Annotated in this window: 25 protein-coding genes; 10 read left to right on the top strand and 15 right to left on the bottom strand. The window is 61.4% G+C overall.

The genetic code is table 11. The features are described from left to right. Positions 1 to 15 precede the first annotated feature (15 nt). Both choX and HU743_RS13195 read left to right on the top strand, forming a co-directional pair. Complete coding sequence (gene choX, locus HU743_RS13200) at positions 16 to 936, top strand: choline ABC transporter substrate-binding protein (RefSeq protein ID WP_186649043.1); 921 nt, start codon at positions 16 to 18, stop codon at positions 934 to 936. Between the two features lie 201 nt (positions 937 to 1,137). Next, positions 1,138 to 2,706, top strand: a complete 1,569-nt coding sequence (locus HU743_RS13195) for a SulP family inorganic anion transporter (protein ID WP_186649042.1) — start codon at positions 1,138 to 1,140, stop codon at positions 2,704 to 2,706. A gap of 90 nt (positions 2,707 to 2,796) precedes the next feature. On the opposite strand, the gene aroE is transcribed toward HU743_RS13195, so the two are convergent. Together aroE and hemF are read right to left on the bottom strand one after the other, a co-directional pair. Then, the gene (gene aroE, locus HU743_RS13190; RefSeq protein ID WP_186649041.1) at positions 2,797 to 3,618 is read right to left on the bottom strand and encodes a shikimate dehydrogenase; all 822 of its coding nucleotides are present in this window, start codon (positions 3,616 to 3,618) and stop codon (positions 2,797 to 2,799) included. A 9-nt stretch (positions 3,619 to 3,627) separates the two neighbouring features. Continuing rightward, positions 3,628 to 4,542 (bottom strand): oxygen-dependent coproporphyrinogen oxidase, encoded by a 915-nt coding sequence (hemF, locus tag HU743_RS13185; protein WP_186546247.1) that lies wholly within the window; start codon positions 4,540 to 4,542, stop codon positions 3,628 to 3,630. Positions 4,543 to 4,693: 151 nt separating this feature from the next. Between hemF and HU743_RS13180 the strand changes: the two genes are divergently transcribed. Continuing rightward, on the top strand, positions 4,694 to 5,671 hold the full coding sequence (locus HU743_RS13180; RefSeq protein ID WP_186649040.1) for a quinone oxidoreductase: 978 nt from the start codon (positions 4,694 to 4,696) through the stop codon (positions 5,669 to 5,671). Positions 5,672 to 5,692: 21 nt separating this feature from the next. Here HU743_RS13180 and HU743_RS13175 read toward each other — a convergent pair whose 3' ends face one another. The 10 genes from HU743_RS13175 to HU743_RS13140 form a co-directional block, all read right to left on the bottom strand. Beyond that, on the bottom strand, positions 5,693 to 6,769 hold the full coding sequence (locus HU743_RS13175) for an AMP-binding protein (RefSeq protein ID WP_238351739.1): 1,077 nt from the start codon (positions 6,767 to 6,769) through the stop codon (positions 5,693 to 5,695). After that, a complete protein-coding gene (locus HU743_RS27200) occupies positions 6,747 to 7,013 on the bottom strand; it encodes a hypothetical protein (RefSeq protein WP_238351738.1) in 267 nt (88 codons plus the stop codon). Before HU743_RS27200 ends, HU743_RS13175 begins: the two co-directional genes overlap by 23 nt. Then, the gene (locus HU743_RS13170; protein ID WP_186649039.1) at positions 7,003 to 8,271 is read right to left on the bottom strand and encodes an aminotransferase class I/II-fold pyridoxal phosphate-dependent enzyme; all 1,269 of its coding nucleotides are present in this window, start codon (positions 8,269 to 8,271) and stop codon (positions 7,003 to 7,005) included. The genes HU743_RS27200 and HU743_RS13170 overlap by 11 nt, the downstream gene beginning before the upstream one ends. Next, positions 8,268 to 9,362: a DUF3419 family protein gene (locus HU743_RS13165; RefSeq protein ID WP_186649037.1), complete on the bottom strand. Its 1,095-nt coding sequence runs from the start codon at positions 9,360 to 9,362 to the stop codon at positions 8,268 to 8,270. Before HU743_RS13165 ends, HU743_RS13170 begins: the two co-directional genes overlap by 4 nt. A gap of 42 nt (positions 9,363 to 9,404) precedes the next feature. Next, complete coding sequence (locus tag HU743_RS27195) at positions 9,405 to 9,764, bottom strand: iron-containing redox enzyme family protein (protein ID WP_238351740.1); 360 nt, start codon at positions 9,762 to 9,764, stop codon at positions 9,405 to 9,407. Then, positions 9,680 to 10,138: a hypothetical protein gene (locus HU743_RS27190; protein ID WP_238351737.1), complete on the bottom strand. Its 459-nt coding sequence runs from the start codon at positions 10,136 to 10,138 to the stop codon at positions 9,680 to 9,682. The genes HU743_RS27195 and HU743_RS27190 overlap by 85 nt, the downstream gene beginning before the upstream one ends. Further along, positions 10,116 to 10,784, bottom strand: a complete 669-nt coding sequence (locus tag HU743_RS13155; RefSeq protein ID WP_186618860.1) for a hypothetical protein — start codon at positions 10,782 to 10,784, stop codon at positions 10,116 to 10,118. The genes HU743_RS27190 and HU743_RS13155 overlap by 23 nt, the downstream gene beginning before the upstream one ends. Before the next feature lie 272 nt (positions 10,785 to 11,056). Next, complete coding sequence (locus HU743_RS13150) at positions 11,057 to 11,614, bottom strand: L-threonylcarbamoyladenylate synthase (RefSeq protein WP_186618859.1); 558 nt, start codon at positions 11,612 to 11,614, stop codon at positions 11,057 to 11,059. 54 nt (positions 11,615 to 11,668) lie between these two features. After that, a complete protein-coding gene (dprA, locus tag HU743_RS13145; protein WP_186618858.1) occupies positions 11,669 to 12,769 on the bottom strand; it encodes a DNA-processing protein DprA in 1,101 nt (366 codons plus the stop codon). Between the two features lie 81 nt (positions 12,770 to 12,850). Further along, a complete protein-coding gene (locus HU743_RS13140; RefSeq protein ID WP_186618857.1) occupies positions 12,851 to 13,876 on the bottom strand; it encodes a LysM domain-containing protein in 1,026 nt (341 codons plus the stop codon). 160 nt (positions 13,877 to 14,036) lie between these two features. On the opposite strand from HU743_RS13140, the gene def reads away from it, so the two are divergent. The 5 genes from def (at position 14,037) to HU743_RS13115 (ending at position 18,748) form a co-directional block, all read left to right on the top strand. Then, positions 14,037 to 14,543, top strand: a complete 507-nt coding sequence (gene def, locus HU743_RS13135; protein WP_186546237.1) for a peptide deformylase — start codon at positions 14,037 to 14,039, stop codon at positions 14,541 to 14,543. A 57-nt stretch (positions 14,544 to 14,600) separates the two neighbouring features. Beyond that, entirely contained in the window at positions 14,601 to 15,560 is a 960-nt protein-coding gene (gene fmt, locus HU743_RS13130) for a methionyl-tRNA formyltransferase (RefSeq protein WP_186630802.1), read from the top strand. Then, complete coding sequence (gene rsmB / locus HU743_RS13125; protein ID WP_186649035.1) at positions 15,557 to 16,867, top strand: 16S rRNA (cytosine(967)-C(5))-methyltransferase RsmB; 1,311 nt, start codon at positions 15,557 to 15,559, stop codon at positions 16,865 to 16,867. The genes fmt and rsmB overlap by 4 nt, the downstream gene beginning before the upstream one ends. 22 nt (positions 16,868 to 16,889) lie before the next feature. Further along, positions 16,890 to 18,266, top strand: a complete 1,377-nt coding sequence (gene trkA / locus HU743_RS13120; protein ID WP_186546234.1) for a Trk system potassium transporter TrkA — start codon at positions 16,890 to 16,892, stop codon at positions 18,264 to 18,266. A 167-nt stretch (positions 18,267 to 18,433) separates the two neighbouring features. Then, positions 18,434 to 18,748 carry a tetratricopeptide repeat protein gene (locus tag HU743_RS13115; protein ID WP_186649034.1) on the top strand — a complete coding sequence of 105 codons (315 nt, stop codon included), beginning with the start codon at positions 18,434 to 18,436 and terminating at the stop codon, positions 18,746 to 18,748. A gap of 1 nt (position 18,749) precedes the next feature. On the opposite strand, the gene HU743_RS13110 is transcribed toward HU743_RS13115, so the two are convergent. The 3 genes from HU743_RS13110 to tag all read right to left on the bottom strand — a co-directional run bounded on the left by HU743_RS13110 (position 18,750) and on the right by tag (position 20,557). Beyond that, a complete protein-coding gene (locus HU743_RS13110; protein ID WP_186630799.1) occupies positions 18,750 to 18,989 on the bottom strand; it encodes a PilZ domain-containing protein in 240 nt (79 codons plus the stop codon). An 82-nt stretch (positions 18,990 to 19,071) separates the two neighbouring features. After that, on the bottom strand, positions 19,072 to 19,959 hold the full coding sequence (locus HU743_RS13105) for a lysophospholipid acyltransferase (RefSeq protein WP_083367454.1): 888 nt from the start codon (positions 19,957 to 19,959) through the stop codon (positions 19,072 to 19,074). A gap of 40 nt (positions 19,960 to 19,999) precedes the next feature. Further along, positions 20,000 to 20,557, bottom strand: coding sequence for a DNA-3-methyladenine glycosylase I (tag, locus tag HU743_RS13100; protein WP_186649032.1), 558 nt, complete (start codon positions 20,555 to 20,557; stop codon positions 20,000 to 20,002). Between the two features lie 81 nt (positions 20,558 to 20,638). Between tag and glyQ the strand changes: the two genes are divergently transcribed. Both glyQ and glyS read left to right on the top strand, forming a co-directional pair. Then, a complete protein-coding gene (gene glyQ, locus HU743_RS13095) occupies positions 20,639 to 21,592 on the top strand; it encodes a glycine--tRNA ligase subunit alpha (protein ID WP_003187265.1) in 954 nt (317 codons plus the stop codon). Continuing rightward, complete coding sequence (gene glyS, locus HU743_RS13090) at positions 21,589 to 23,643, top strand: glycine--tRNA ligase subunit beta (protein WP_186649031.1); 2,055 nt, start codon at positions 21,589 to 21,591, stop codon at positions 23,641 to 23,643. The genes glyQ and glyS overlap by 4 nt, the downstream gene beginning before the upstream one ends. Position 23,644 lies beyond the last annotated feature (1 nt).

Here is a 23,644-nt window from a genome sequence, read left to right as displayed (position 1 = left end):
TCTCAAGGGGAAGTCATGCGCAAGTTATCCACAGCAGTGACCGTCGGCCTGATCGCGTTGAGCAGCGCCTCGGCCTTCGCCGAGCAAAGCTGCGAAACCGTGAAAATGGCCGATCCGGGCTGGAGCGACATCGCCGCGACCAATGCCATCACCGGGTTTCTGCTGGACGGCATGGGCTACAAGGCCAAGGTCGATACCCTCGCGGTGCCGATCACCTTCGGCGGCTTGAAGGACGGCCAGGTCGATGTGTTCCTCGGCAACTGGATGCCGGCGCAACAGGGTTTCTACGACAAATTCGTCGCCACCGGCGATGTCACGCAACTGGCGAAGAACCTCGAAGGCACCGAATTTACCCTCGCCGTACCCGATTATGTCTGGGAGGCGGGTGTGCATGATTTCGCCGATCTGAACAAGTTCGCCGACAAGTTCGACAAGAAGATCTATGGCATCGGTTCGGGCGCACCGGCGAACATCTCGTTGCAGGACATCATCAAGAAAAACGACTTCAACATGGGCCAGTGGAAACTGGTCGAATCCAGCGAGCAGGCGATGCTCGCCGAAGTATCGAGGGCGGTGAAAAAGCAGAAATTCGTCACCTTCCTCGGCTGGACGCCGCACCCGATGAACGTGCAACTGAAGATGCGTTACTTGAAGGGTGGCGAAAAGTACTTCGGTGACACCGGCAGCGTATTCACCCTGACCCGCAAGGGCTATGCGGAGGCTTGCCCGAATGTGGGTAAATTGCTGACCAATCTTTCGTTCACTCAGGAAATGGAGAACAGCATCATGGCCGAGGTGGTGAACAAGAAGATCAGCAATGCCGAAGCCGCCAAGGCGTGGATAAAGGCCAATCCCGCGGTGTTGGACAAGTGGCTGGATGGCGTGAAGACTGTGGATGGCAAGGATGCGTTGGCGGCGGTGAAAGCCAAACTGTAATTCACCACCTCACCCCTGTGGCGAGGGAGCTTGCTCCCGCTGGAGTGTGCAGCACTCCCGGTCTGGCCGAGGCGGTTTCGGCAGACAGACCGTGCTGTCTGCGTTTGCGACTGCTGCGCAGCCGAGCGGGAGCAAGCTCCCTCGCCACATACCGCGCTGTGTCCTGATAGGCTTGCCTGAAAACCCCAACCGCGAGGACCCATGGCCTTCCCCAGCCGTCACTCACTGTTCCCCTTCCTCGCCTGGCTGCCCCGGCAAACCCGTGCCAGCGTCGGACGGGATCTGGTCGTTGGCCTGAGCGGTGCGATTCTCGCCTTGCCCCAGTCGATCGCCTACGCGCTGATCGCCGGCCTGCCCCCCGAATACGGCCTGTACGCTGCGATTATTCCGGTACTGATCGCCTGCCTCTGGGGGTCGTCCTGGCACCTGATCTGTGGCCCGACGGCGGCCATTTCGATTGTGCTGTATGCCAGCATCAGTCCGCTTGCCATGCCGGCTTCCGAGGATTACACCACGCTGATTCTGCTGCTGACCTTGCTCGCCGGGGTTTTCCAGTGGCTGCTGGGTTTACTGCGCTTCGGCGCGCTGGTGAATTTCGTTTCGCATTCGGTGGTGCTCGGCTTCACCCTCGGCGCAGCAGTGGTGATTGCCATCGGGCAGTTGCCGAATCTGCTGGGACTTGAGTTGCCGGCCAGTGCCACGGCTCTTGCCAGTCTGATGGACCTGCTGCGCCACCTCGGCGCTGTGGATAACCCTTCGCTGATGCTTGGCGCGGCGACGGTGGTGCTCGGCGTGGTGTTGAAACGCCTGTTGCCACGCTGGCCGACCCTGCTGATCACCTTGGTGTTGGCCAGTCTGTGGGTGTGGTTGTGGCCGGCCATGTTCGCGCATGTGCATCTGGTCAGCGCCTTTGTCGGGCGCTTGCCGCCCTTCAGTGCGTTGCCGCTGGATCTGGATCTGGTCCTGCGGTTGCTGCCCAGCGCCGTGGCCGTCGGCATGCTCGGGCTGGTCACCAGTCTGTCGATTGCCCGTTCGATTTCGGCGCGCTCGCAGCAACTGCTCGATGCCAATCAGGAAGTGCGTGCCCAAGGCTTGTCGAATATGGTCGGTGCGTTTTTTTCCGGATCGTTGTCGGCGGGGTCATTTACCCGTTCCGGTCTGAGCTACGAAGCAGGCGCCTGCTCGCCGCTGGCCGGGGTGTTTTCAGCGCTCTGGGTGGCGCTGTTCGCGCTCTTCGGTGCAGGGTTGATCGCGCACATTCCGATCCCGGCCATGGCCGGCAGCATTTTGTTGATCGCCTGGGGCCTGGTGGACCATCGGGGCATTCGCGCCTTGTGGCGGGTCAGCCGCGCCGAATTCGTGGTGATGGGCCTGACGTGTCTGGCGACACTGCTGCTGGAATTGCAGACGGCCATTTACGCCGGGGTGCTGGCCTCGTTGTTCTTTTACCTCAAACGTACCTCGCAACCGCGGGTGCAGCATTGGCGCGACGGTGAAGACGATGTGCTGCGGGTCGGCGGTTCGATCTTTTTCGGCGCCAGCCATTACTTGCAGGTGCGCCTGCAACGCCTGCACGGCACGCGAGTAGTGATCGAGGCGCAGCAGATCAACTTCATCGACTATTCAGGGGTGGAAATGCTGCATCAGGAGGCACGGCGCCTGCTGCGCCAGAATCGCAGCCTGACCTTGCGCCGGGCGCGGCCGCAGGTGGTGGAGGAGTTGCGGAAACTGGAAGGGGCAGAGAAATGCCCGATCCGGTTTGAGGATTGAGCTGATATCGGTGGTGTCGCCATTCGCGAGCAGGCTCGCTCCCACATTGGAATGCATTTCAATGTGGGAGCGAGCCTGCTCGCGAAGCTTTTAAAGGGCCAACTGGCGGCGTAGCTCGGCCAGTACCGGCGCCGTATCCGGGCGCACCCCGCGCCACAGGAAAAACGCCTCGGCCGCCTGCTCCGCCAGCATTCCCAGGCCATCCATCGAGACCGCCGCGCCGTGCTCACTGGCCCAGCGGCAGAACGCGGTCGGCTCCTTGCCATACATCATGTCGTAGCACAGCGTCTGCCCCGGTTCGATCAGGCTCGCGACGATCGGCGGCACATCGCCGGTCAGGCTGGCGGACGTGGCGTTGATGATCACATCCACCGGCTCGCGCAGCCAGTCGAACCCACTGGCCGACACTGGCCCCAGATCGCCGAACAATTCGGCCAGCCGCTCAGCCTTGTCCACTGTACGGTTGGCGATGATCACCGAGGCCGGCCGTTCCGCCAGTAATGGCTCCAGCGCGCCCCGCACTGCGCCCCCGGCCCCGAGCAGCAGGATGCGTTTGCCCGTCAGGCTGAACCCGGCATTCACCGTCAGATCGCGCACCAGCCCGGCGCCGTCGGTGTTGTCGCCGAGCAATGAACCGTCGGCCAGTTTGCTCAATGTATTCACCGCTCCGGCCAGCCGAGCGCGGTCAGTCAGACGGTTGGCCAAACGATAGGCGTCTTCCTTGAAAGGCACGGTGACGTTGGCCCCACACCCCTCCTGGAAAAATACCGTGGCGCAGCCGACAAAATCATCCAGCGGCGCCAGCAGCGTGCTGTAGTCCAGCTGCTGGCCGGTCTGTTCGGCGAACAGCTTGTGAATCATCGGCGATTTGCTGTGGCCGATCGGGTTACCGAAAACGACGTAACGATCCATCGAAGGTCCTCAGGCCTGGGCCAGCCAATCGCGGTCTTGCAGGAAGTAGTCGGTCAGGCGCGCTTCTTCGCTGCCCGGTTCGGCCTTCCAGTCGTAGCCCCAGCGCACTTGGGGCGGCAGCGACATCAGGATCGACTCGGTACGCCCGCCCGATTGCAGGCCGAACAGCGTGCCACGGTCGTAAACCAGGTTGAATTCGACGTAACGGCCACGACGAAACTCCTGGAACTCGCGCTGCTGCGCAGTGAACGCAGCGTTCTTGCGGCGTTGCACGATGGGCAGATACGCCTCGATATAGGCGTCGCCGATGGCACGCATGAAGGCGAAGCTGGTGTCGAAGTCCCATTCGTTCAGGTCATCGAAAAACAGACCGCCGATACCACGCGGTTCATGCCGATGCTTGATGTGGAAGTAGGTATCGCACCAGGCCTTGTAGCGCGGATAGACGTCCGCGCCGAACGGTGCGCACGCTTGCGCGGCGACACGGTGCCAATGAATGCAGTCTTCTTCATTGCCATAGTAAGGGGTCAGGTCGAAGCCGCCGCCGAACCACCAGACCGGCTCTTCACCTTCTTTCTCGGCAATGAAAAAGCGCACGTTGGCGTGGGACGTCGGCACGTGCGGATTGTGCGGGTGAATCACCAGCGACACGCCGAGGGCTTCAAAACCGCGACCGGCCAATTCCGGGCGATGAGCGCTGGCCGAGGGCGGCAGACCGCTGCCGAAGACGTGAGAAAAGTTGACGCCGCCCTTTTCGATCAGCGTGCCGTTCTCGATCACGCGCGTGCGACCGCCACCACCGGCAGGCCGGGTCCAGGCGTCTTCGACGAAGCGCGTGCCGCCGTCCTCGGTTTCGAGCGCGGCGCAAATGCGGTCTTGCAGGTCGAGCAGATAGGCCTTTACGGCGTCGGTGCGGGTCGTCATGGCATCACCTTGGATCGAGCGGCGCCCCAGACAGGCGGGCAGCGCAAATGGGCGCGTAGCATACCATCGCAGACTGGCGCGCCGCAGTTGACGAAGATCAACCAGGGGAGTTGCATAGGGGCCTCGCAACAATCCCAAGGAGAGCAGGCAGATGGCAAAGCGTATCCAGTTCCGCGCCCATGGCGGTCCCGAAGTGCTCGAGTATGTTGACTACGAACCTGCCGCGCCCGGACCGAATCAGGTGCGCGTGGCCAACCAGGCGATTGGCCTGAATTTCATCGACACTTATTACCGCAGCGGGCTGTATGCGCCGCCCGCCTTGCCGTCCGGCCTGGGTGCCGAAGGCGCCGGTATTGTTGATGCGGTGGGCAGCGAGGTCACCCGGTTCAAGGTCGGTGACCGCGTGGCGTATGGCAGCGGCCCGTTGGGGGCTTACAGCACGCAACACGTTTTGCCCCAGGACAATCTGGTGCACCTGCCTGACGAAATCAGTTTCGAAACCGCTGCAGGGGTAATGCTCAAGGGCCTCACCGTGCAATACCTGCTGCGCCAGACCTACGAATTGAAGGGAGGCGAAACCATTCTGTTCCACGCCGCTGCCGGTGGCGTCGGGTCACTGGCCTGCCAATGGGCCAAGGCGCTGGGGGTGAAACTGATCGGCACGGTCAGTTCGAAAGAAAAGGCTGAACTGGCGAAGGCTAACGGCGCATGGGCAACCATCGATTACAGCCATGAAAACGTGGCCGAGCGCGTACTGGCGTTGACCGATGGCAAGAAAGTCCCGGTGGTGTACGACGGGGTCGGCAAGGATACCTGGCTGACGTCGCTGGACAGCGTCGCACCGCGCGGGCTGGTAGTGAGCTTCGGTAATGCGTCAGGTGCGGTGGACAGCGTGAACCTGGGCATTCTGGCGGCGAAAGGCTCGCTGTACGTCACCCGTCCGACCCTGGCGACGTACGCCAATAACGCCGACAACCTGCAACGCATGGCGGATGAGCTGTTCGAGATGATCATCAGCGGCAAACTCAAGGTGGACATCAGCCAGCGCTACTCGCTGGCTGATGCGGCAAAAGCACAAACCGAACTGTCGGCACGGCGCACCACCGGTTCCACCATTCTGCTGCCCTGAACCAGTTGCTGACCCGCCCCGTCACGCCAGGCGGGTCGGCGCCTGTTGCAACTCGACAAAGAACGGCGTCTTGCCGGCCGTGGTGGTCGCGAAGGCTCCACGGGGCAGCCGCCGCACCTGCAACCCAAGCACGCCGGGCAATTTGAGCAAGGCACTGGCCTGCGCCTCGGCGTGCAAAGCCTGCTCAAGGCCACCCTGCGCAGCAGCGGGCAGTCTGTCCTCGGCGATGACCAGACGCATGCACGCGCCGTTCACCTGTCGATCAATCTGCACTTGAATATCCGCCGCATGCAGATCAGGAATTGCTTGTGCGAGCACACTCAGAATCTGCCGCTGGGTAATGATCGCGCCGCCCAGCTTGATCGTCGTCTCTACTCGCCCCACAAGCTCCAGCACTGGCAGGGCACTGCCACAGGCGCACTGGGGCAAGTTGGGCACGATTCGCCCGCAGTCACCAATGCGGTAACGCAGCAATGGCACGTGGTCCGGCAGCAATGGCGTCAGCAGAAACTCGCCGCATTCGCCCTTGGGCAGCGCTTGCAGAGTCAACGGATTGACCACTTCGACCAGCATCGCGTCGGCATGCAGATGATAGAAACCCGGCTCCAGATGGGCGCACTGAAAACCGATCGGGCCGGTCTCCGTCGCGCTGTAGCCCAGTGATCGCAAGGTCAGGCCCGGCCAGTCTCGGGTCAGTTGCTCACGCAGCAGCGCGCTGCACGGTTCCCCAATGTAGTAGAGCCACTTCAGGCTACCCAACTGTCTTCTGTCGACAGCGACATCATTGAACAGCGCCGCCGCGAAGGAGGGCGTGCAGATCAGGGCATCGGCCTTTTGTGACTGGACCAATTCGGCAATGCGTTGAAGGCCCATCAGTGAGCCGGCGGGTAACAAGCGCGCGCCGAGGCGCTGAACGATGGCCGCCGCGTATTGAAACGCGCCCTGCATTTCGCCGGCAGTGAGGCAATTGACCACCACAGAGGGGGTCTGGCCCGTCGCAAACATCCGTACGCCCAAGCGCACGATGCTGTCGTTGAAGGCCCAGGAGTGGGTGATGTGTTTGCGGTTGCCGGTGCTACCGCCCGATGTCAGGGTCAACCCACCGCCCGGCGCCAGGTGCGATGCCTCGCCCAGCAGAGAACAGCAATCCGCCCTGTTCGTCCTCTACGGCCTGAACCGGCAGCAGGTGCAGATCCTCCGCGCTCTGCACGCGCCGTATCGGCGGACACACCGTACAGAACCAGGACAACGAACGCGCATGGGCGAACTTGCGCGCAAGGGCTTCGGTCGCTGCCGCGTAAACCGTGGCAGCGCTGGCAAACAGCAGCGGATCATCGGTCATGGGTGCGTTCTCCCTGACGGATGCACAACTCGTCGAAGCCAGTGCTCACGGCTGTCGCCAGGTGTTCGAGCTGGGCCTGGCTGTGATTCGCGCTGATTGCCAGACGCAGCATCGCCTCGCCTTTGGCCACCACCGGAAACAGCGCAGTGGTGACCGCAATGGCATGCCGGCGCAGATGCAGCGCCAGACTGACTGCATCACGCTCGGCGCCGACCCGGACGAAGCGTATGGGCGACGCGATCCGGTGATTGCCCAGTCGCGCCCCCAGCAAGTCATCGATCAGCGCGACATTGCGCCACAACGCGGCCTGAAGCAGACCCAACTGCGGTGAAAGATGAATATTTGCAGAGGCGACCGCGGCACCGACACCGCCCATGGACAGAGGGCCGCCGAAGGTATAGGTCGAGGCGTGGCGCCGTATCAGTTCGGCATCGGCCACCGTCCGCACGGTAATTGCCCCACCGGTTGCGCCAAACGCCTTGGACAGGGAAGACAGCACAATCATGCGATCGCGCAGTGACTCCGTGGCGGCGACAAGCGCATATCCGCCGCCTGCCAGCCCATGGATCGAGGTGCCATGGGCGTCATCTGCATACAGATAACCGTCAAAGCGCTCGGCCAGTTGCAGCAAGCGATTGACCGGATACACCCCGCGCATCGAACCGATGCTGTCGGTCAGGATGATTGGCGTATTGCCTGCCGCGACGGTTGTCGTACAGGCATCTTCGACTTGCTGCACTTCGCTGCAATCGCAGCGCAGCACGGGCCCGAACTGGCAAAGAATGCCTTGCAATACTTGCATTGAGGCATGGGCGGCCCGGTCGACGATCCAGCCGGGACCTCGACGCAAGGGATACGAGGGCAACTCGCCGGAGCCGAGCAGCGGCAGGCAACCGAGGTGTGCGCTGCCGACCGAGTTGAAGGTGACCGTATGCCCCTGGAAAATCCGGTTCAGCCGCTCATCAAGTTCGCGCATCGGCGGCAGCAGTGCCCGGGTGCGCGCGGCAGCGAACTGCACACCGAACATTTCCACGGCCTGCACCGCGCCTTCAATCAAGCGCGGATCGCATTCGAGTCCCAGATAAGAGCAGGAAAGAAATTCAGTCAGGCATTCGCCACTGTCCAACTCGATGTTCTTGCCGTCGCGCGTCATGACCTTGAGACCGTTAAGGCCAGCGTCGAACAGTTGCTGTTGGTCGTCACGGGCCTGGCGGACGCGATTGCTGACCCAGTTGACGGTCGGATGAGGTGTATTCATCGGGATACCTGCACAGGTGAGGTCTGGCGATAGACCTGTACGCGCCAGAGCTGGGTTTTTTCACGGGCAATCGCTTCGTGAAACTGCGAGCTGACATCACGAAAGCCTTCGCAATCGGGCCGGACCACGCGCAAATGGCCGCGCATCACCGTGAGGGCATGCTCGGCCAGGGCCGGCCGCAGCCGCTGCAGAACCATGGCGGCAGTAGCATCGGGCAAAAATGAAGGCACATCCGACAGCGAGACGAAATCCACGTCCGTGCACCCGGCCACGCAATCAACGATGTCGCCCTGCACCACGCTCACTCGGCACTGCTTCAACGCTTCACGAGCACTTTGAAAAATCTGCGGATCACACTCCAGCGGGTAGCCTTGCGGATACCGCAGCTCACCGAAGAACAGCATCTGCAGAAAGAAGCTTTCGCGCACGACCTGGGTCGTGAACAAGGCATGGAAAATGTCGAGGTAGACCTTGCGCGAACTGATTCCGAGGTTATTCGCCGGAAACGCACCGCGGTAAAGCAACGAATTGAGTACGGCGGCATTGCCCAGTAACCCGATGACGGCTTTCCAGCGCCGAAGTGGAAAATGGCGGCGGTAATAGTCCGATTGCTCGCCAAGGTCGCAACACTGGAAGATCCCACGGCCGGCCTTTCCGGTGACCAGACCGTTGATCCTCGCCAGGCGCCGCAAGGTCTGCTCGAACGCGCCCAGATAGATCGGCGCGTGCCAGTGACTGGACTGGAACAGGTCCGCCAGCCAGCGGCGATCCGCCAGAGGCAGGTCCAGTTGCCGAAAAACCGACTGGCGCCAAGTAGTCGATGTGTCTGGGCGATACCCCATGAAGTCCATGAACGACTCATGGTCGGTCTGCTCCAGCAAGGCCAGGCGCAACCGGGTGAACGCCAGTTGCGGTGCACTGATATCAGCACAGGTCAGGCGTGCCGGGCATCGGGCGAGCAAGGGCAAAAGCCGGCTGCCACATCCAGCGACGTCCACCACATGCCGGGCATGCTCGGGCACAATCCTGTGCTCGAGCGCGGCATCTTCATCACCCAGCGAATAATTCAGCCGCTCGAAGTAATCAGCCATGCCGGCCTCCCTGCGTCCGCTGCGAAAATGAACAGGCACGCGTCATGATTGATCCAGGGCATGCAGAAAGTCGTAGCGGGGCGCCTGGCCGCTTTGCCAGGCTTCGTACTGCTCATACACCGCTTCGAGCATGTTGCCGGTCAGGCGCAGACTGGTTTCCATCACCACCGTAATGGCGTCCCAGTCAGCCTGACTTTTGCAGGTTCGCTGCAGGATGAGTTTGATTTCGTTGAAGTGCTCGATATCGATATCGGAGTGCGCAATAAAAAATGTCAACTGGGCAGGTTTCAGCGCCAGAACTTCGCTTATCCGCGTGATCAATGGCGTGATGAACTGATAGGCGTTTTCTGCCCAATAACTGTAGCCAAGTCGCTGTAGGGATTCCCGGTGAAAGAGATCCAGTACAAATAAGCGATCAGCACTTCTGTGGCCGGAAGTGCAGGCGGCATATCGAAAACTTCGCTCTTGAGGCCCAGAGTCATGACATCGTGCAGGGCCATTTTTTCATGGCCGACTTCCTGGGCGGCATGTTCGAAGCAGAACTTTGCATAGACCGGATTATCGGCGTGACGCACGCCCACCAATCCCTGATTACGGGCATTGTGCGCGGTGTAGTGGAATGTTTCGATCATATAGAGGGCATATAACGCTTTGTTCACGCTTCCTTCGCGGATGGCCCTGACCAACCGTGAGTTGTCGAGAATACCGGCCCATGTTTTTTCGATTCGCTGGTCAAGCAGAATCAACTGCTGTTCAAAACTGACGGACAGGTTCATCGCAATTCTCCGAAGGGTTGGCATTGAGGGCGACGGGTTGCTGCAGGGCTGCAAGGATTTCCCGCCATTGCGCCGCGAGCAGCCAGTAATCGCCACGCGCGCGTTGCTCGATATGAAGTGCAAAGGAGGGAAGCGGGGTCAGGCCGAAACGCTGGAACATCCGCCGCTGTGGCGACCGGCACAAGGCGGTGATTCCTTGATAGCCACGGTTGATCGCCCACTCGGTAGCAACCGCCAGCAGGCCATTGATCGGTACGGACCGGTGCTGTTGCGATTGGGTGATCAGGCGACTGAACTCGACATGACGCGCCAGCGCCACCGTCGGTGAAAGATACTGTTGCGCCAGGGAGGCCCATTCGAAAGGCGAGGGCGTTACCCTCAATACGCCCACCAGTTGGTCACGCTGGTACATCAGAAAATGAGTACTGCGCGCCACAATCGCCAGGCTGGTTTCCAGCGCCCGGGCTCTGGAGGTCAGCATGTAATGTTGTAAGCGCAAACGAAACTGCCGCCCGACAAATCGCTCAAATTCGCGAGCATCCGAGCCGGCTTCAAGAATAACGACACGATAACCGCCTTGCTGATTAATCAATGCCACTTGCAGTCGTTGCAGATAGTCCCTGAGTTGTAAATCCGTAGTATCCATTCCTTCTCCGCAAACGTTAACTTATCGAAGTTTTCTGCGCGCATTTGAATGATGGATGCTTTTGGAAATATCGCCACTGCGCGACTTCTGATAATCACGTGGGAAAAATTACTGGATTTTTATAGTTATCGATTCGTCTGACACACAAAGAAACAGCACAACAAACAAGTTGTTTAAATTACGAGTGAGATTGAAAGACGAATAACCAACGGATGTAGTACTCCTCGTCTGGACGATCGAGGAGTACTCACGGATTGCGGGAAAAAATGCTGTCAGTCGGGACGAACGACATTGCCGGTGACCAGATCGCGGATGACGCTGGGGTTCTTGCGCCCTCCCAACTGCCCGCCCAGCACGCGGTCGATCTGTCCGCGAAAATATTGCTCGACACGCAGGCGGGTACGCGCCGCCGGGCGTCCCTGTGGGTTGGCCGAGGTGGAGATCAGCGGCCCGACCATCGAGCACAGATCGCGCACCTGCGGATGATCGCTGACGCGCAGCGCCACGGTGTCGTGCACCCCGGTCACCCATTCCGGCAACAGGTTCTGGTGCGGTACCAGCCAGGTGTTTGGCCCCGGCCAGGTGCTGGCCATGCGGTCGAGCCACTCTTGCGGGAAGTCTTCAAACAAAAAGTCGAACTGGCGGATGTTGTCTGCCACCAGAATCAGGCCTTTATTGACCGAGCGATTTTTGATCGCCAGCAGCCGATCCACCGCTTCCTCGTTCCACGGGTCGCATCCCAGACCCCAGACGGCTTCGGTTGGATAGGCAATCACCGCGCCGGCGCGAATATCTCGTGCGGCTTGCTGCACACGCCAACTGTTGACCATGAAAAAATCTCCGCAAACAGGTTTCGCGCAGTTTACCGATCTTCCCCGTAAAACCTAGCTTGTCCTGGCCAACCAGCGACCGTTTTCGCACACGGCGCGGCCGTCCATTTCCAGTTCGGTCAGCGCTGCCAACACTTTGGGCAAGGCCCAGCCACTGCTGTTGGCCAGCGCCTCGCTGGTATGAGGCGCCGCGTGGAGCAACATGAGCAGCGGATGATCGGCCTCAGCTATATCGGTGGATAAAGGCAGATGTTGCCAGCCACGCAAGGCTTCGAGGATATGTTCTATGGTTTCCACCAGGACCGCGCCGTCACGGATCAACTGGTGACAGCCACGCGCACCCGGATGGTGGATCGACCCCGGAATCGCATACACCTCGCGCCCCTGTTCCGCCGCCAGCCGGGCGGTGATCAGCGAACCGCTGGCGACACTCGCTTCGACCACCAGCACGCCGAGGGACAAGCCGCTGATAATCCGGTTGCGCCGGGGGAAGTTGCTGGCGCTCGGCCCGGCATCCAGCACCAGCTCCGACAGCACGGCACTGCCTGACTCGATCATGGCGTCGGCCAACCGCCGATTGCGCTGTGGATAAAATTTTTCAAGCCCGGTGCCAAGGACGCCAACGGTCTGCCCGCCGACGTCCAGTGCAGCTTGATGGGCCGCCGCATCAATGCCCAGCGCCAGACCACTGGTGATGACGAAACCGGCCCCGGCGAGACTGCGGGCGAACGCGGCCGCGGTGTCCATTCCCGGGCGCGATGCGCGACGGCTGCCAACCATGGCCAGTTGCGGCTTTTCCAGAATCAGCGGATCCCCGGCCACGAACAGCAGCGGCGGCGGGTCGGGAATCTGCGCCAGCAGCGCCGGGTAATCCGGCTGGTCCCACATCAACAGATGTTGGCCCGGACGCTCTAGCCAGCGCAGTGCATGGCTGGCGCCATCACGAACTTCAGGGCTGCGCCGGGCCTCGGCGCACGTTGCTGGCAACCCCAGCGAGCGCCAGGCGCTGGCCGGTGCGCTGAGGGCTTTCGACGCCGAGCCGAAGGCTTCGAACAATTTTGCAAAACGCTTGGGACCGATGTCCGGCAAGCGGTGCAAGCGCAGGCGCGCTTCCAGTTCTGCCGGCGAGACCGGCGTACAGACAGACGACATCATGGATCATCCTTGATCGTGGACAAGCCCCGAACCCTTCGGGACAAGTTGTGGATAACTCTGTTTATAACTTGTTGAGCAAGCTTACGGATTGCGTACCTTGTCGAGCACCGCCAGCGAGCGCGATGCGTTGAGGACGAGGCCATAGCTGAGCTTTTCGTACGTACGAAACACCATCAGCAAACCGGCGCGTTCGTCGGGAATTTTCACCGGCTGGCCGGTGATCCGGTCGCGCACGGTTTCACCGGTTTTCATCACCGCCAGCACGTTTCCTTCGGCCAGACCGTCGCGCCTGCCCTTGTTCAGGGTAACGACATCCATCACGCCGATCTGCGTGACGCCGCGTGGCACGTCGATGATCACGCCGTTAATGGCGGTAGTGGGCGCGCCGGGCATGAAGGTCGAGTTGATCGAGCGCTCCTCGCCGCTGAACAAGCGGTCACCCAAACGGACTTCCTGGGTGGTGCGTTGCAGCGCGAGCGTGGCGACGTCGCCTTCGGTGGCGATAATCTCGCCGCCGCCGATGTCGTCGGCATTGATGCCGAGGAATTCCTGGGTCTGCGGGTCGGTGTAGACCTTGCCTTGGCGGAAGATCCCGTAGACCGGCTGATCCGGGTCGAAGTGACCACGGGCAAAGATGCGATCGCCGGTGCCGCTGAGGACGCGTTCGGCATCACCGGCAACGATATAGGGCGCCTTGTCGAAATCTTCCGCCGTGTCGACGATACGGTTGCTCAGCAGAAAACTGTTGATTGACTTCAGTGGAATGCTCGGAATCGCCTCGGCCACCGGGCTGGTGCGGATCCGTGGCGACAGTTTGATGGTGCCGCGTGAGTCGCCGCGCTTGACCGTCAGTTGTGGCTGGCCGTTGACGTAGCTGAGCGTCAGCGTGTCGCCGGGGTAGATCAGGTTGGGGTTTTCGATCTGCGGGTTGGCCCGCCACAGTTGCGGCCACTGCCAGGGCTCGCGCAGGTATTTGCCGGAAATGTCCCAGAGGGTATCCCCTGTCACCACCGTGTATTGCTGCGGAAAACCATCCCTGAGTTGCACCTGCCCTTGTGCCACGCCGGCCGAAGCCAGCAACAGCAGGGCGAGTAGTGTTTTCCTCATGCAGTGAATCCCTTTATCATGTGCGTTCGCGTGAATCGTCAGAGCCCCCGTGGCTCGCTTCTGATTTTGTAGAAGCTACGCTTCACAACGGTAGCCTGCATCCTCGGACCTGCCAGGCCATCGACCCGACTTTACTCAACGTGTGCAGCAATCAAAGCCTATGGCCATTTTAAACATCCTCGAATTTCCGGACCCGCGTCTGCGCACTATCGCCAAACCAGTGGCTGTAGTGGACGACGAAGTGCGTCAGTTGGTCGACGACATGTTTGAAACAATGTATGAAGCGCCCGGCATCGGCCTCGCCGCGACCCAGGTCAACGTGCACAAACGTATCGTCGTGATGGACCTTTCCGAAGACCGTACCGAGCCACGGGTGTTCATCAACCCCGAGTTCGAACCGCTGACCGAAGAGATGGACCAGTATCAGGAAGGCTGCCTCTCGGTGCCGGGCTTCTACGAAAACGTCGACCGCCCGCAAAAGGTCCGAATCAAGGCGCTGGACCGCGACGGCAAGCCCTATGAACTGATCGCCGAGGGCCTGCTCGCGGTGTGCATCCAGCACGAATGCGACCACCTCAACGGCAAATTGTTCGTCGATTACCTGTCCACGCTCAAACGCGACCGGATCAAGAAGAAGCTGGAAAAGCTGCACCGCCAGAACGCTTGATGCCCCTCTTCAAAGGCTTGCTGCGGCAAGCCTTTTTCTTTTTGTGAGACGCCTTTCATGACTGAGCCATTGCGCATCGTATTTGCCGGCACCCCGGAATTCGCCGCCGAACACCTCAAGGCCCTGCTGAGCAGCCCTTACGAGATCGTTGCGGTCTACACCCAACCGGATCGCCCGGCCGGTCGTGGACAAAAACTGATGCCGAGCCCGGTCAAACAGCTGGCCCTGGAAAACCATATCCAGGTGTTGCAGCCACCGACGCTGCGCAACGCTGACGCTCAGGCTGAACTGGCCGCGCTGAAACCAGACCTTATGGTGGTGGTCGCCTACGGCCTGATCCTGCCGCAAGCGGTGCTGGATATTCCGCGTCTGGGCTGCATCAACAGCCATGCGTCCCTGCTGCCGCGCTGGCGCGGTGCGGCGCCGATCCAGCGCGCCGTCGAACACGGCGATGCCGAAAGCGGCGTGACCGTGATGCGCATGGAGGCCGGTCTCGATACCGGGCCGATGCTGCTAAAAGTCGTCACGCCGATCAGCGCCGAAGACACCGGCGGCACGTTGCATGATCGACTTGCCGAAATGGGGCCGCCCGCCGTGGTGCAAGCGATTGCCGGGCTGGCTGCCGGCACGCTGGAAGGCGAAGTGCAGAACGATGAGCTCGCCACCTATGCGCACAAATTGAACAAAGACGAAGCGCGTATTGACTGGAGCCGTCCGGCAGTTGAACTGGAACGTCTGGTGCGCGCCTTCAACCCTTGGCCAATCACCCACAGCACCCTCAACGGTGAAGCGTTGAAAGTGCTGGCAGCCACGCTCGCCGAGGGCAAAGGCGCACCGGGTGAAATACTCAGCGCCAGCAAGGATGGCCTGATCGTCGCTTGCGGCGAACAGGCGCTGTGCCTGACCCGCCTGCAACTGCCCGGCGGCAAGGCACTGAACTTCAGCGACCTGTTCAACAGCCGCCGCGAGAAATTTGCCGTCGGCACCGTGCTGGGTAAAGCGGTGGACGCACAATGAATCCGCGTCTGGCTGCCGCCAAGGCACTCGCCGCCGTGCTCAGTGGCAAAGCTTCGCTGAACAGCTCCCTGCCCACACAACTGGACAAGGTTGAAGATCGTGACCGTGGCTTCACCCAGGACCTGGCCTTCGGCACTGCGCGCTGGCAGCCACGGTTGTCGGCGCTGGCGGAAAAGCTTTTGCAAAAGCCGTTCAAAGCCGCCGACGCCGATGTCGAGGCGCTGCTGCTGGTCGGTCTCTACCAATTGCTATACACCCGCGTACCGGCCCACGCCGCCATCGGCGAAACCGTCGGTTGTGCCGACAAGCTGAAAAAGCCTTGGGCTAAAGGTCTGCTCAACGCGGTGCTGCGCAATGCCCAACGCGAAAGCGAGACCATCTTTGCCGAGCTGGAACGCGACCCGGTGGTGCGCACTGCCCATCCTCGTTGGCTGCAAAAATCCCTGAAAGCGTTCTGGCCGGAGCAGTGGGAAGCCATCTGCGAGGCCAACAATGCGCATCCGCCGATGATCCTGCGGGTCAACCGCCGTCATCACAGCCGCGACGCCTACCTCGCCCTGCTGGGCGAAGCCGGGATCGCCGCGACGCCGTGCGTCTACAGCCGCGACGGCATCGTACTTGAAGCCGCCGCCGACGTGCGCAGCCTGCCGGGTTTTGCCGAAGGCTGGCTCAGCGTGCAGGACGAAGCCGCGCAACTGGCCGCCGAGCTGCTCGACCTGGCGCCGGGCCAGCGGGTGCTCGACGCCTGCTGCGCGCCCGGCGGCAAGACTTGCCACATCCTCGAAGCCGAACCGGCGCTGGCCGGCGTAGTGGCGGTGGACCTGGAAGCCAAGCGCCTGGTGCGCGTGAAGGAAAACCTTGAACGCCTCGGCCTCAGCGCTGAACTGATCGCCGCCGACGGTCGTGATATCGATAAATGGTGGGACGGCAAACCGTTCCAGCGCATCCTGCTCGATGCGCCTTGCTCGGCCACCGGCGTGATCCGTCGGCATCCGGACATCAAGCTGACCCGTCAGCCCGACGACATCGTCGCGCTCGCGCAACTGCAAGGCGAACTGCTCGACACGATGTGGAAAACCCTTGAAGTCGGCGGCGTCCTGCTCTACGCCACTTGCTCGACGTTGCCGACCGAGAACACCGAAGTGATTGCCGCGTTCCTTGAACGCACGCCGGGCGCCCGCGAACTCGATCTGGCGACGGCGGCGGGCATCAAGCAGCCCCACGGTCGCCAGTTGCTGGCCCAGCAGGGTGGGCATGACGGGTTCTACTACGCCAAGCTGATCAAGATCGCTGCCGCGCGCGGCTAAACAGATTCGATGGAGTGACTGGATGAAAATCATCATCCTCGGTGCGGGACAGGTCGGCGGTTCGCTGGCCGAACATCTGGCCAGCGAGGCCAACGACATCACCGTGGTCGACACCGACGGCGAACGCCTGCGCGACCTTGGCGACCGTCTCGACATCCGCACGGTGCAGGGCCGCGGCTCACTGCCATCGGTGCTGCGCCAGGCCGGTGCCGACGACGCCGACATGCTGGTGGCCGTGACCAACAGCGACGAGACCAACATGGTCGCCTGCCAGGTCGCCCACACGCTCTTCCACACTCCGACCAAGATCGCCCGGGTGCGCGAGGCTTCCTACCTCAATCGCGAGGAACAACTGTTCCAGAACGAGGCGATTCCCGTCGATGTGCTGATCAGCCCCGAGCAGGTCGTGACCAATTACATCAAGCGCCTGATCCAGCATCCCGGCGCCTTGCAGGTGATCGACTTTGCTGAAGGCGCGGCGCAACTGGTGGCGGTGCGCGCCTATTACGGCGGGCCGCTGGTGGGTCAACAACTGCGCCAGTTGCGCGAACACATGCCGAACGTCGAAACCCGCGTGGCAGCGATTTTCCGTCGCGACCGGCCGATCCTGCCGCAGGGCGACACGGTGATCGAGGCCGACGACGAAGTGTTCTTCATCGCCGCCCGTGAGGACATTCGCGCGGTGATGAGCGAAATGCGCCGCCTCGATGAAACCTATAAACGCATTGTCATTGCCGGCGGTGGGCAGATCGGTGAGCGCTTGGCCGAAGCCATCGAAAGCCGCTATCAGGTAAAAATCATCGAGATGAGCCCGGCGCGCTGTCGCTACCTCTCCGACACCCTCGACAGCACCGTGGTGTTGCAGGGCAGCGCCTCGGACCGTGACTTGCTGCTGGAAGAAAACATCGCCGACGCCGATATTTTCCTCGCCCTGACCAACGATGACGAAGCCAACATCATGTCGTCGTTGCTGGCCAAACGGCTGGGGGCGAAGAAGGTCATGACGATCATCAACAACCCGGCCTATGTCGATCTGATCCAGGGCGGCGACATCGATATCGCCATCAGCCCGCAATTGGCGACCATCGGCACCTTGCTCGCCCACGTCCGTCGCGGCGACATCGTCAGCGTGCACTCATTGCGCCGCGGTGCGGCGGAAGCCATCGAGGCGATTGCCCACGGCGATTCGAAATCGAGCAAGGTCATCGGCAAACCGATCGAGAAGATCGGCCTGCCGCCAGGCACGACCATCGGCGCCGTGATCCGCAACGAACAAGTGATCATCGCCCACGACGACACGGTGATCGAAGCGGGCGACCATGTGATTTTGTTCCTTGTGGATAAAAAGCATATCCGCGATGTGGAGAAGCTGTTTCATGTGGGGTTGAGCTTTTTCTGAGGGTGAATGAGCGGTGCCTTCATTGGCCCCATCGCTGGCAAGCCAGCTCCCACAGGTTTTTCGGTTGTTTACAAATGTGATGTGCACCGGAGATCCTTGTGGGAGCTGGCTTGCCAGCGATGGCGTCACCGCAGATCTTTCTGACGCACTAGAAAAGGGATCCGCTGATGCTCGAATCTTTGGAAAAAATGCTCGCCAAGGGTGTGGATAACTCACTGCTGCGCTTCGGCCTGGGCAAGGGCTATCTGGATCAGGGCGAGCACGCCAAGGCTGCCGAACATTTCCAGCGCTGCGTCACGTTCGATCCGAAATATTCGGCGGCGTGGAAATTGTTGGGCAAGGCGCACTTGGCGCTGGGTGACCACGCGGCGGCGCGTCAGGCCTGGGAGCACGGAATGGAAGCGGCCCGCGCCCATGGCGACAAGCAGGCAGAGAAAGAAATGACGGTGTTTCTGAAGAAGCTCGAGCGTCAGGCGCCTTGATCTACAAATAGCGCAGGCCGATGCCCTCGGCGTCTACGCTGATCACTTCCATGCGCACGCTCGGCGCGCCTGAGGGTAAGTCCTGAACCTGACCATAGACCACCGCGCCTTTGGGCAATGACGCCAGTTTCGGATGCTGAACGTAGACCCCGGTCGGTGACAGGTTGCGCGTCTGCCCCAGGCATTCGCCGAAGCTGTCGTGGGTGATCTTGATGCGAAACGACTTGCGGTGTTCGGACATCTGCTGCGCCCTTGAATGAACGATTGTGGATAACCTCGCCAATGAGGTTATCCACAGACCATGCCAATCCCGTCGAATCTGTTCAGTACCAGCGCGCCTCACCCGGCGGACGTTTCTTGAAGCGTTTCATGCTCCACATGTACTGGCTCGGGTACGCCGCCACGTAACGCTCCACGACCTTACTCATGGCCGCGCAGGATTCAGCGGTATCCGTGCTGTACATGGCTTCAGGTGCGGCTTCGAGAATCACTTTGTAGCCTGAACCGTCCGGCAGGCGCAGGGCATGCAGAAACACACCGACCGCTTTGCCGCCGGCCAACATGTTCGGGACGAATTTGCTGGTCAGCGCTTGCGTGGCAAAGAACGGCACGAAGATCCCGGCGGATTCGGCCGGTTCCGGGTCGGCGGGAATACCCACTGCACCACCTTTGCGCACTTCCTTGATGACGCTGAGAATGCCTTCCTTGGTGGAGGCGGCGACCTTGTTGCCCAGTTGCACGCGCTGCTTGCGCAGCAATTCATCCACAGCCTTGAGCTTGGGCGGGCGATAGAAAATGATCGGTTTGCACTGGCTGCAATAGAAGTGGTTGAGCACTTCCCAGTTGCCCAGATGGCTGGTGATGCCAACCACGCCTTTGCCCGAAGCCAGCGCATCCTTGAGGATGTCGAGGCCTTCGACTTCGCGCACCAGATCGATCGAACGCTGCGCCGGCCAGATCCATGCGCAGGCGCTTTCGGTCAACGACTTGCCGATGTCCTTCAGGCTCTGACCGACCAGACGCTCGCGTTCGGCCGGGTCCATCTGGGGAAAACATTTGGCGAGGTTGATCCGCACCACGTCGCGGGAACGGTTGGGGGTTTTCCACATGATCCAGCCGATCGCCGAACCCACGGCTTGCACGGCCCGCCATGGCAGCAGGGCAAACAGCCGCAGAGCGCCTACCAGCAAGGCGCCTTTAAACTTTTCCACAGGTCACTCCTGATCTTGTGCGGTGCGCGAGGCGGCCATTCTAACCGCCGTTGGCGAGCTGCGCGTAGCGGTCGCAGTCTTGCGTGTGGTCCATGACCATGCCCGAGGCCTGCATCAGCGCGTAGCAAATGGTCGGGCCGACGAAGGTGAAACCGGCTTTTTTCAGCGCTTTGCTCATTGCCAGCGCTTCAGCGGTAATCGCCGGGACTTCGCTGCGATCCTTGAAATGATTGATGATCGGTCGGTCGCCAACGAACGACCAGAGCAACCCCACCGGGTCCTCCAGCGCCAGCCACGCCTGGGCATTGCGCCGGGCGGCGTTGAGTTTCAGGCGATTGCGGATGATGCCCGGATCTAGCATGAGTTCGTCGATCTCGGCGTCGCTCATCTGCGCCACGCGCTGCACGTCGAAGCCGAACAGCACTTCACGATAACGCTCGCGTTTGCGCAGCACCGTGATCCACGACAGCCCGGCCTGGAACCCTTCGAGCAAAAGCAACTCGAACAAACCCTGCGCATCGCGTAGCGGCGTGCCCCACTCCTGATCGTGATAAGCCATGTACAGCGGATCTTCGGTACACCAAAAGCAGCGTGGCATAAGGCTCCAGGGGGCGTGCGCAGCAACGAATCGGGTATACTCCCGCTCTTTAAATCGCAGCCCAAGAAACAGGTGAATTTCGTGAGCCAGCCTACGCCAGCCGTGCGTACCTTCCAAGACTTGATCCTCGCGCTCCAGCAATACTGGGCCGAGCAAGGTTGTGTGGTACTTCAGCCCTACGATATGGAAGTAGGCGCCGGCACTTTCCACACCGCGACCTTCCTGCGCGCCATCGGCCCGGAAACCTGGAACGCCGCCTACGTGCAGCCAAGCCGCCGTCCGACTGACGGCCGTTATGGTGAAAACCCGAACCGTCTGCAGCACTACTATCAGTTTCAGGTCGTGCTCAAGCCCAACCCGGACAACTTCCAGGAACTGTACCTGGGCTCGCTCAAGCATGTCGGCCTCGACCCGCTGGTCCACGACATCCGCTTCGTTGAAGACAACTGGGAATCGCCGACCCTCGGCGCCTGGGGTCTGGGCTGGGAAGTCTGGCTCAATGGCATGGAAGTCACTCAGTTCACTTACTTCCAGCAGGCCGGCGGCATCGAGTGCTACCCGGTAACCGGCGAGATCACCTACGGTCTCGAGCGTCTGGCCATGTACCTGCAAGGCGTGGACTCGGTCTACGACCTGGTCTGGGCTGACGGTCCGTTTGGCAAGGTCACCTACGGCGACGTGTTCCACCAGAACGAAGTGGAGCAGTCCACTTACAACTTCGAACACGCCAACGTCGATAAACTGTTCGAACTGTTCGACTTCTATGAAAGCGAAGCCAAGCGCCTGATCGAACTCGACCAGCCGCTGCCGTTGCCGAGCTATGAAATGGTTCTGAAGGCCTCGCACACCTTCAATCTGCTGGATGCGCGCCGGGCGATCTCGGTGACCGCGCGTCAGCAATACATTCTGCGCGTGCGCACCCTGGCGCGTTCCGTTGCGCAAGCCTACCTGCTGGCGCGCGCCAAGCTGGGCTTCCCGATGGCGACCCCGGACCTGCGTGACGAAGTACTGGCCAAGCTGGAGGCTGCACAATGAGTGCGCAAGATTTTCTGGTTGAACTGGGCACCGAAGAACTGCCACCCAAAGCCCTGAACACTTTGGCTGAAGCGTTCCTCGCCGGTATCGACAAGGGCCTGCAAGCCGCCGGCCTGAGCTACGAAAGCAAAACCGTCTACGCCGCGCCGCGTCGTCTGGCCGTGCTGATCACAGCGCTGGCCACCCAGCAGCCGGATCGCAGCATCAACCTCGACGGCCCGCCACGTCAGGCCGCGTTCGACGCCGAAGGCAATCCGACCCAGGCCGCCCTGGGCTTTGCCAAGAAGTGCGGCGTCGAGCTGAGCGAAATCGACCAGAGCGGGCCAAAACTGCGCTACAGCCAGAACATCGCCGGCAAGCCGACCGCGAGCCTGCTGCCGACCATCGTCGAAGATTCGCTGAACGACCTGCCGATCCCGAAACGCATGCGTTGGGGTGCGCGCAAGGAAGAGTTCGTGCGTCCGACCCAGTGGCTGGTAATGCTGCTTGGCGACCAGGTCATCGACTGCACGATCCTCGCGCAGAAGGCTGGTCGTGATTCCCGGGGCCACCGCTTCCACCATCCGGAATCCGTGCGCATCGGTTCGCCGTCGAGCTACCTCGCCGACCTGCGTGCCGCCTACGTGCTGGCCGACGCCAACGAGCGTCGCGAGATCATCAGCAAGCGCACCGAAGAACTGGCCACGCGCCAGGAAGGCACCGCGATCGTGCCGCCGGCGCTGCTCGACGAAGTGACCGCACTGGTTGAATGGCCGGTACCGCTGGTGTGCTCGTTTGAGGAACGCTTCCTCGACGTGCCGCAGGAAGCGCTGATCACCACCATGCAGGACAACCAGAAGTATTTCTGCCTGCTGGATGCCGACGGCAAGTTGCTGCCACGTTTCATCACTGTGGCCAACATCGAAAGCAAAGACCCGCTGCAGATCATCGCCGGTAACGAGAAAGTGGTGCGCCCACGCCTGACCGACGCTGAGTTCTTCTTCAAGCAAGACAAGAAGCAGAAGCTCGAAGATTTCAACCTGCGCCTGCAGAATGTGGTGTTCCAGGAAAAACTCGGCAGCGTCTACGACAAGGCCGAGCGCGTGTCGAAACTGGCGGCGTACATTGCCGCACGCATTGGCGGCAACGCTTCCTGGGCCGCCCGCGCGGGCCTGCTGTCGAAGTGCGACCTGGCCACCGAAATGGTCGGCGAGTTCCCGGAGATGCAAGGTGTCGCCGGCTACTACTACGCGCTGAATGACAACGAGCCGCAAGACGTTGCGCTGGCGCTGAACGAGCAGTACATGCCACGTGGCGCGGGTGCTGAACTGCCGGCAACGCTGACCGGTGCGGCCGTCGCGATCGCCGACAAGCTCGATACCCTGGTCGGCATCTTCGGTATCGGCATGTTGCCAACCGGCAGCAAAGACCCGTATGCCCTGCGCCGTGCCGCCCTCGGCGTGCTGCGCATCCTGATCGAGAAACAACTGGATCTGGACCTGAACGACGCCGTCGCCTTTGCCGTGAATGCGTTCGGCAGCAAGGTCAAGGCTGCCGGCCTCAACGAGTCCGTGCTGGAATTCATCTTCGACCGTCTGCGTGCGCGTTACGAAGACGAAGGCGTCGATGTTGCCACCTACCTGTCGGTACGTGCCCTGAAGCCGGGCTCGGCGCTGGACTTCGACCAGCGCGTGCAAGCGGTGCAGGCGTTCCGCAAACTGCCGGAAGCGGCAGCGCTGGCGGCGGTGAACAAGCGCGTGTCGAACCTGTTGAGCAAAGTCGAAGGCTCGGTACCGACCGTGGTCGAGGCCAAGTATTTCGACAACGCCAACGAGTTCTCGCTGTACTCGGCGATCCAGCAGGCTGATCAGGCGGTGCAGCCGATGGCCGCGGCGCGTCAGTACAACGAATCGCTGGCGCGCCTGGCGGCGCTGCGTGAGCCGGTGGACGCGTTCTTCGACGCGGTGATGGTCAATGCTGACGACGCCAAAGTGCGGGCCAACCGTTACGCGCTGCTGGCGCGTCTGCGCGGTCTGTTCCTCGGCGTTGCCGACATCTCGCTGCTGGGTTGAG

The organism is Pseudomonas sp. SWRI99 (assembly GCF_014270125.1).
GTDB lineage: Bacteria > Pseudomonadota > Gammaproteobacteria > Pseudomonadales > Pseudomonadaceae > Aquipseudomonas > Aquipseudomonas hamedanensis.
Note: the sequence above shows the minus strand (reverse complement) of the source record. Positions and strands in the feature narration are given on the sequence as shown.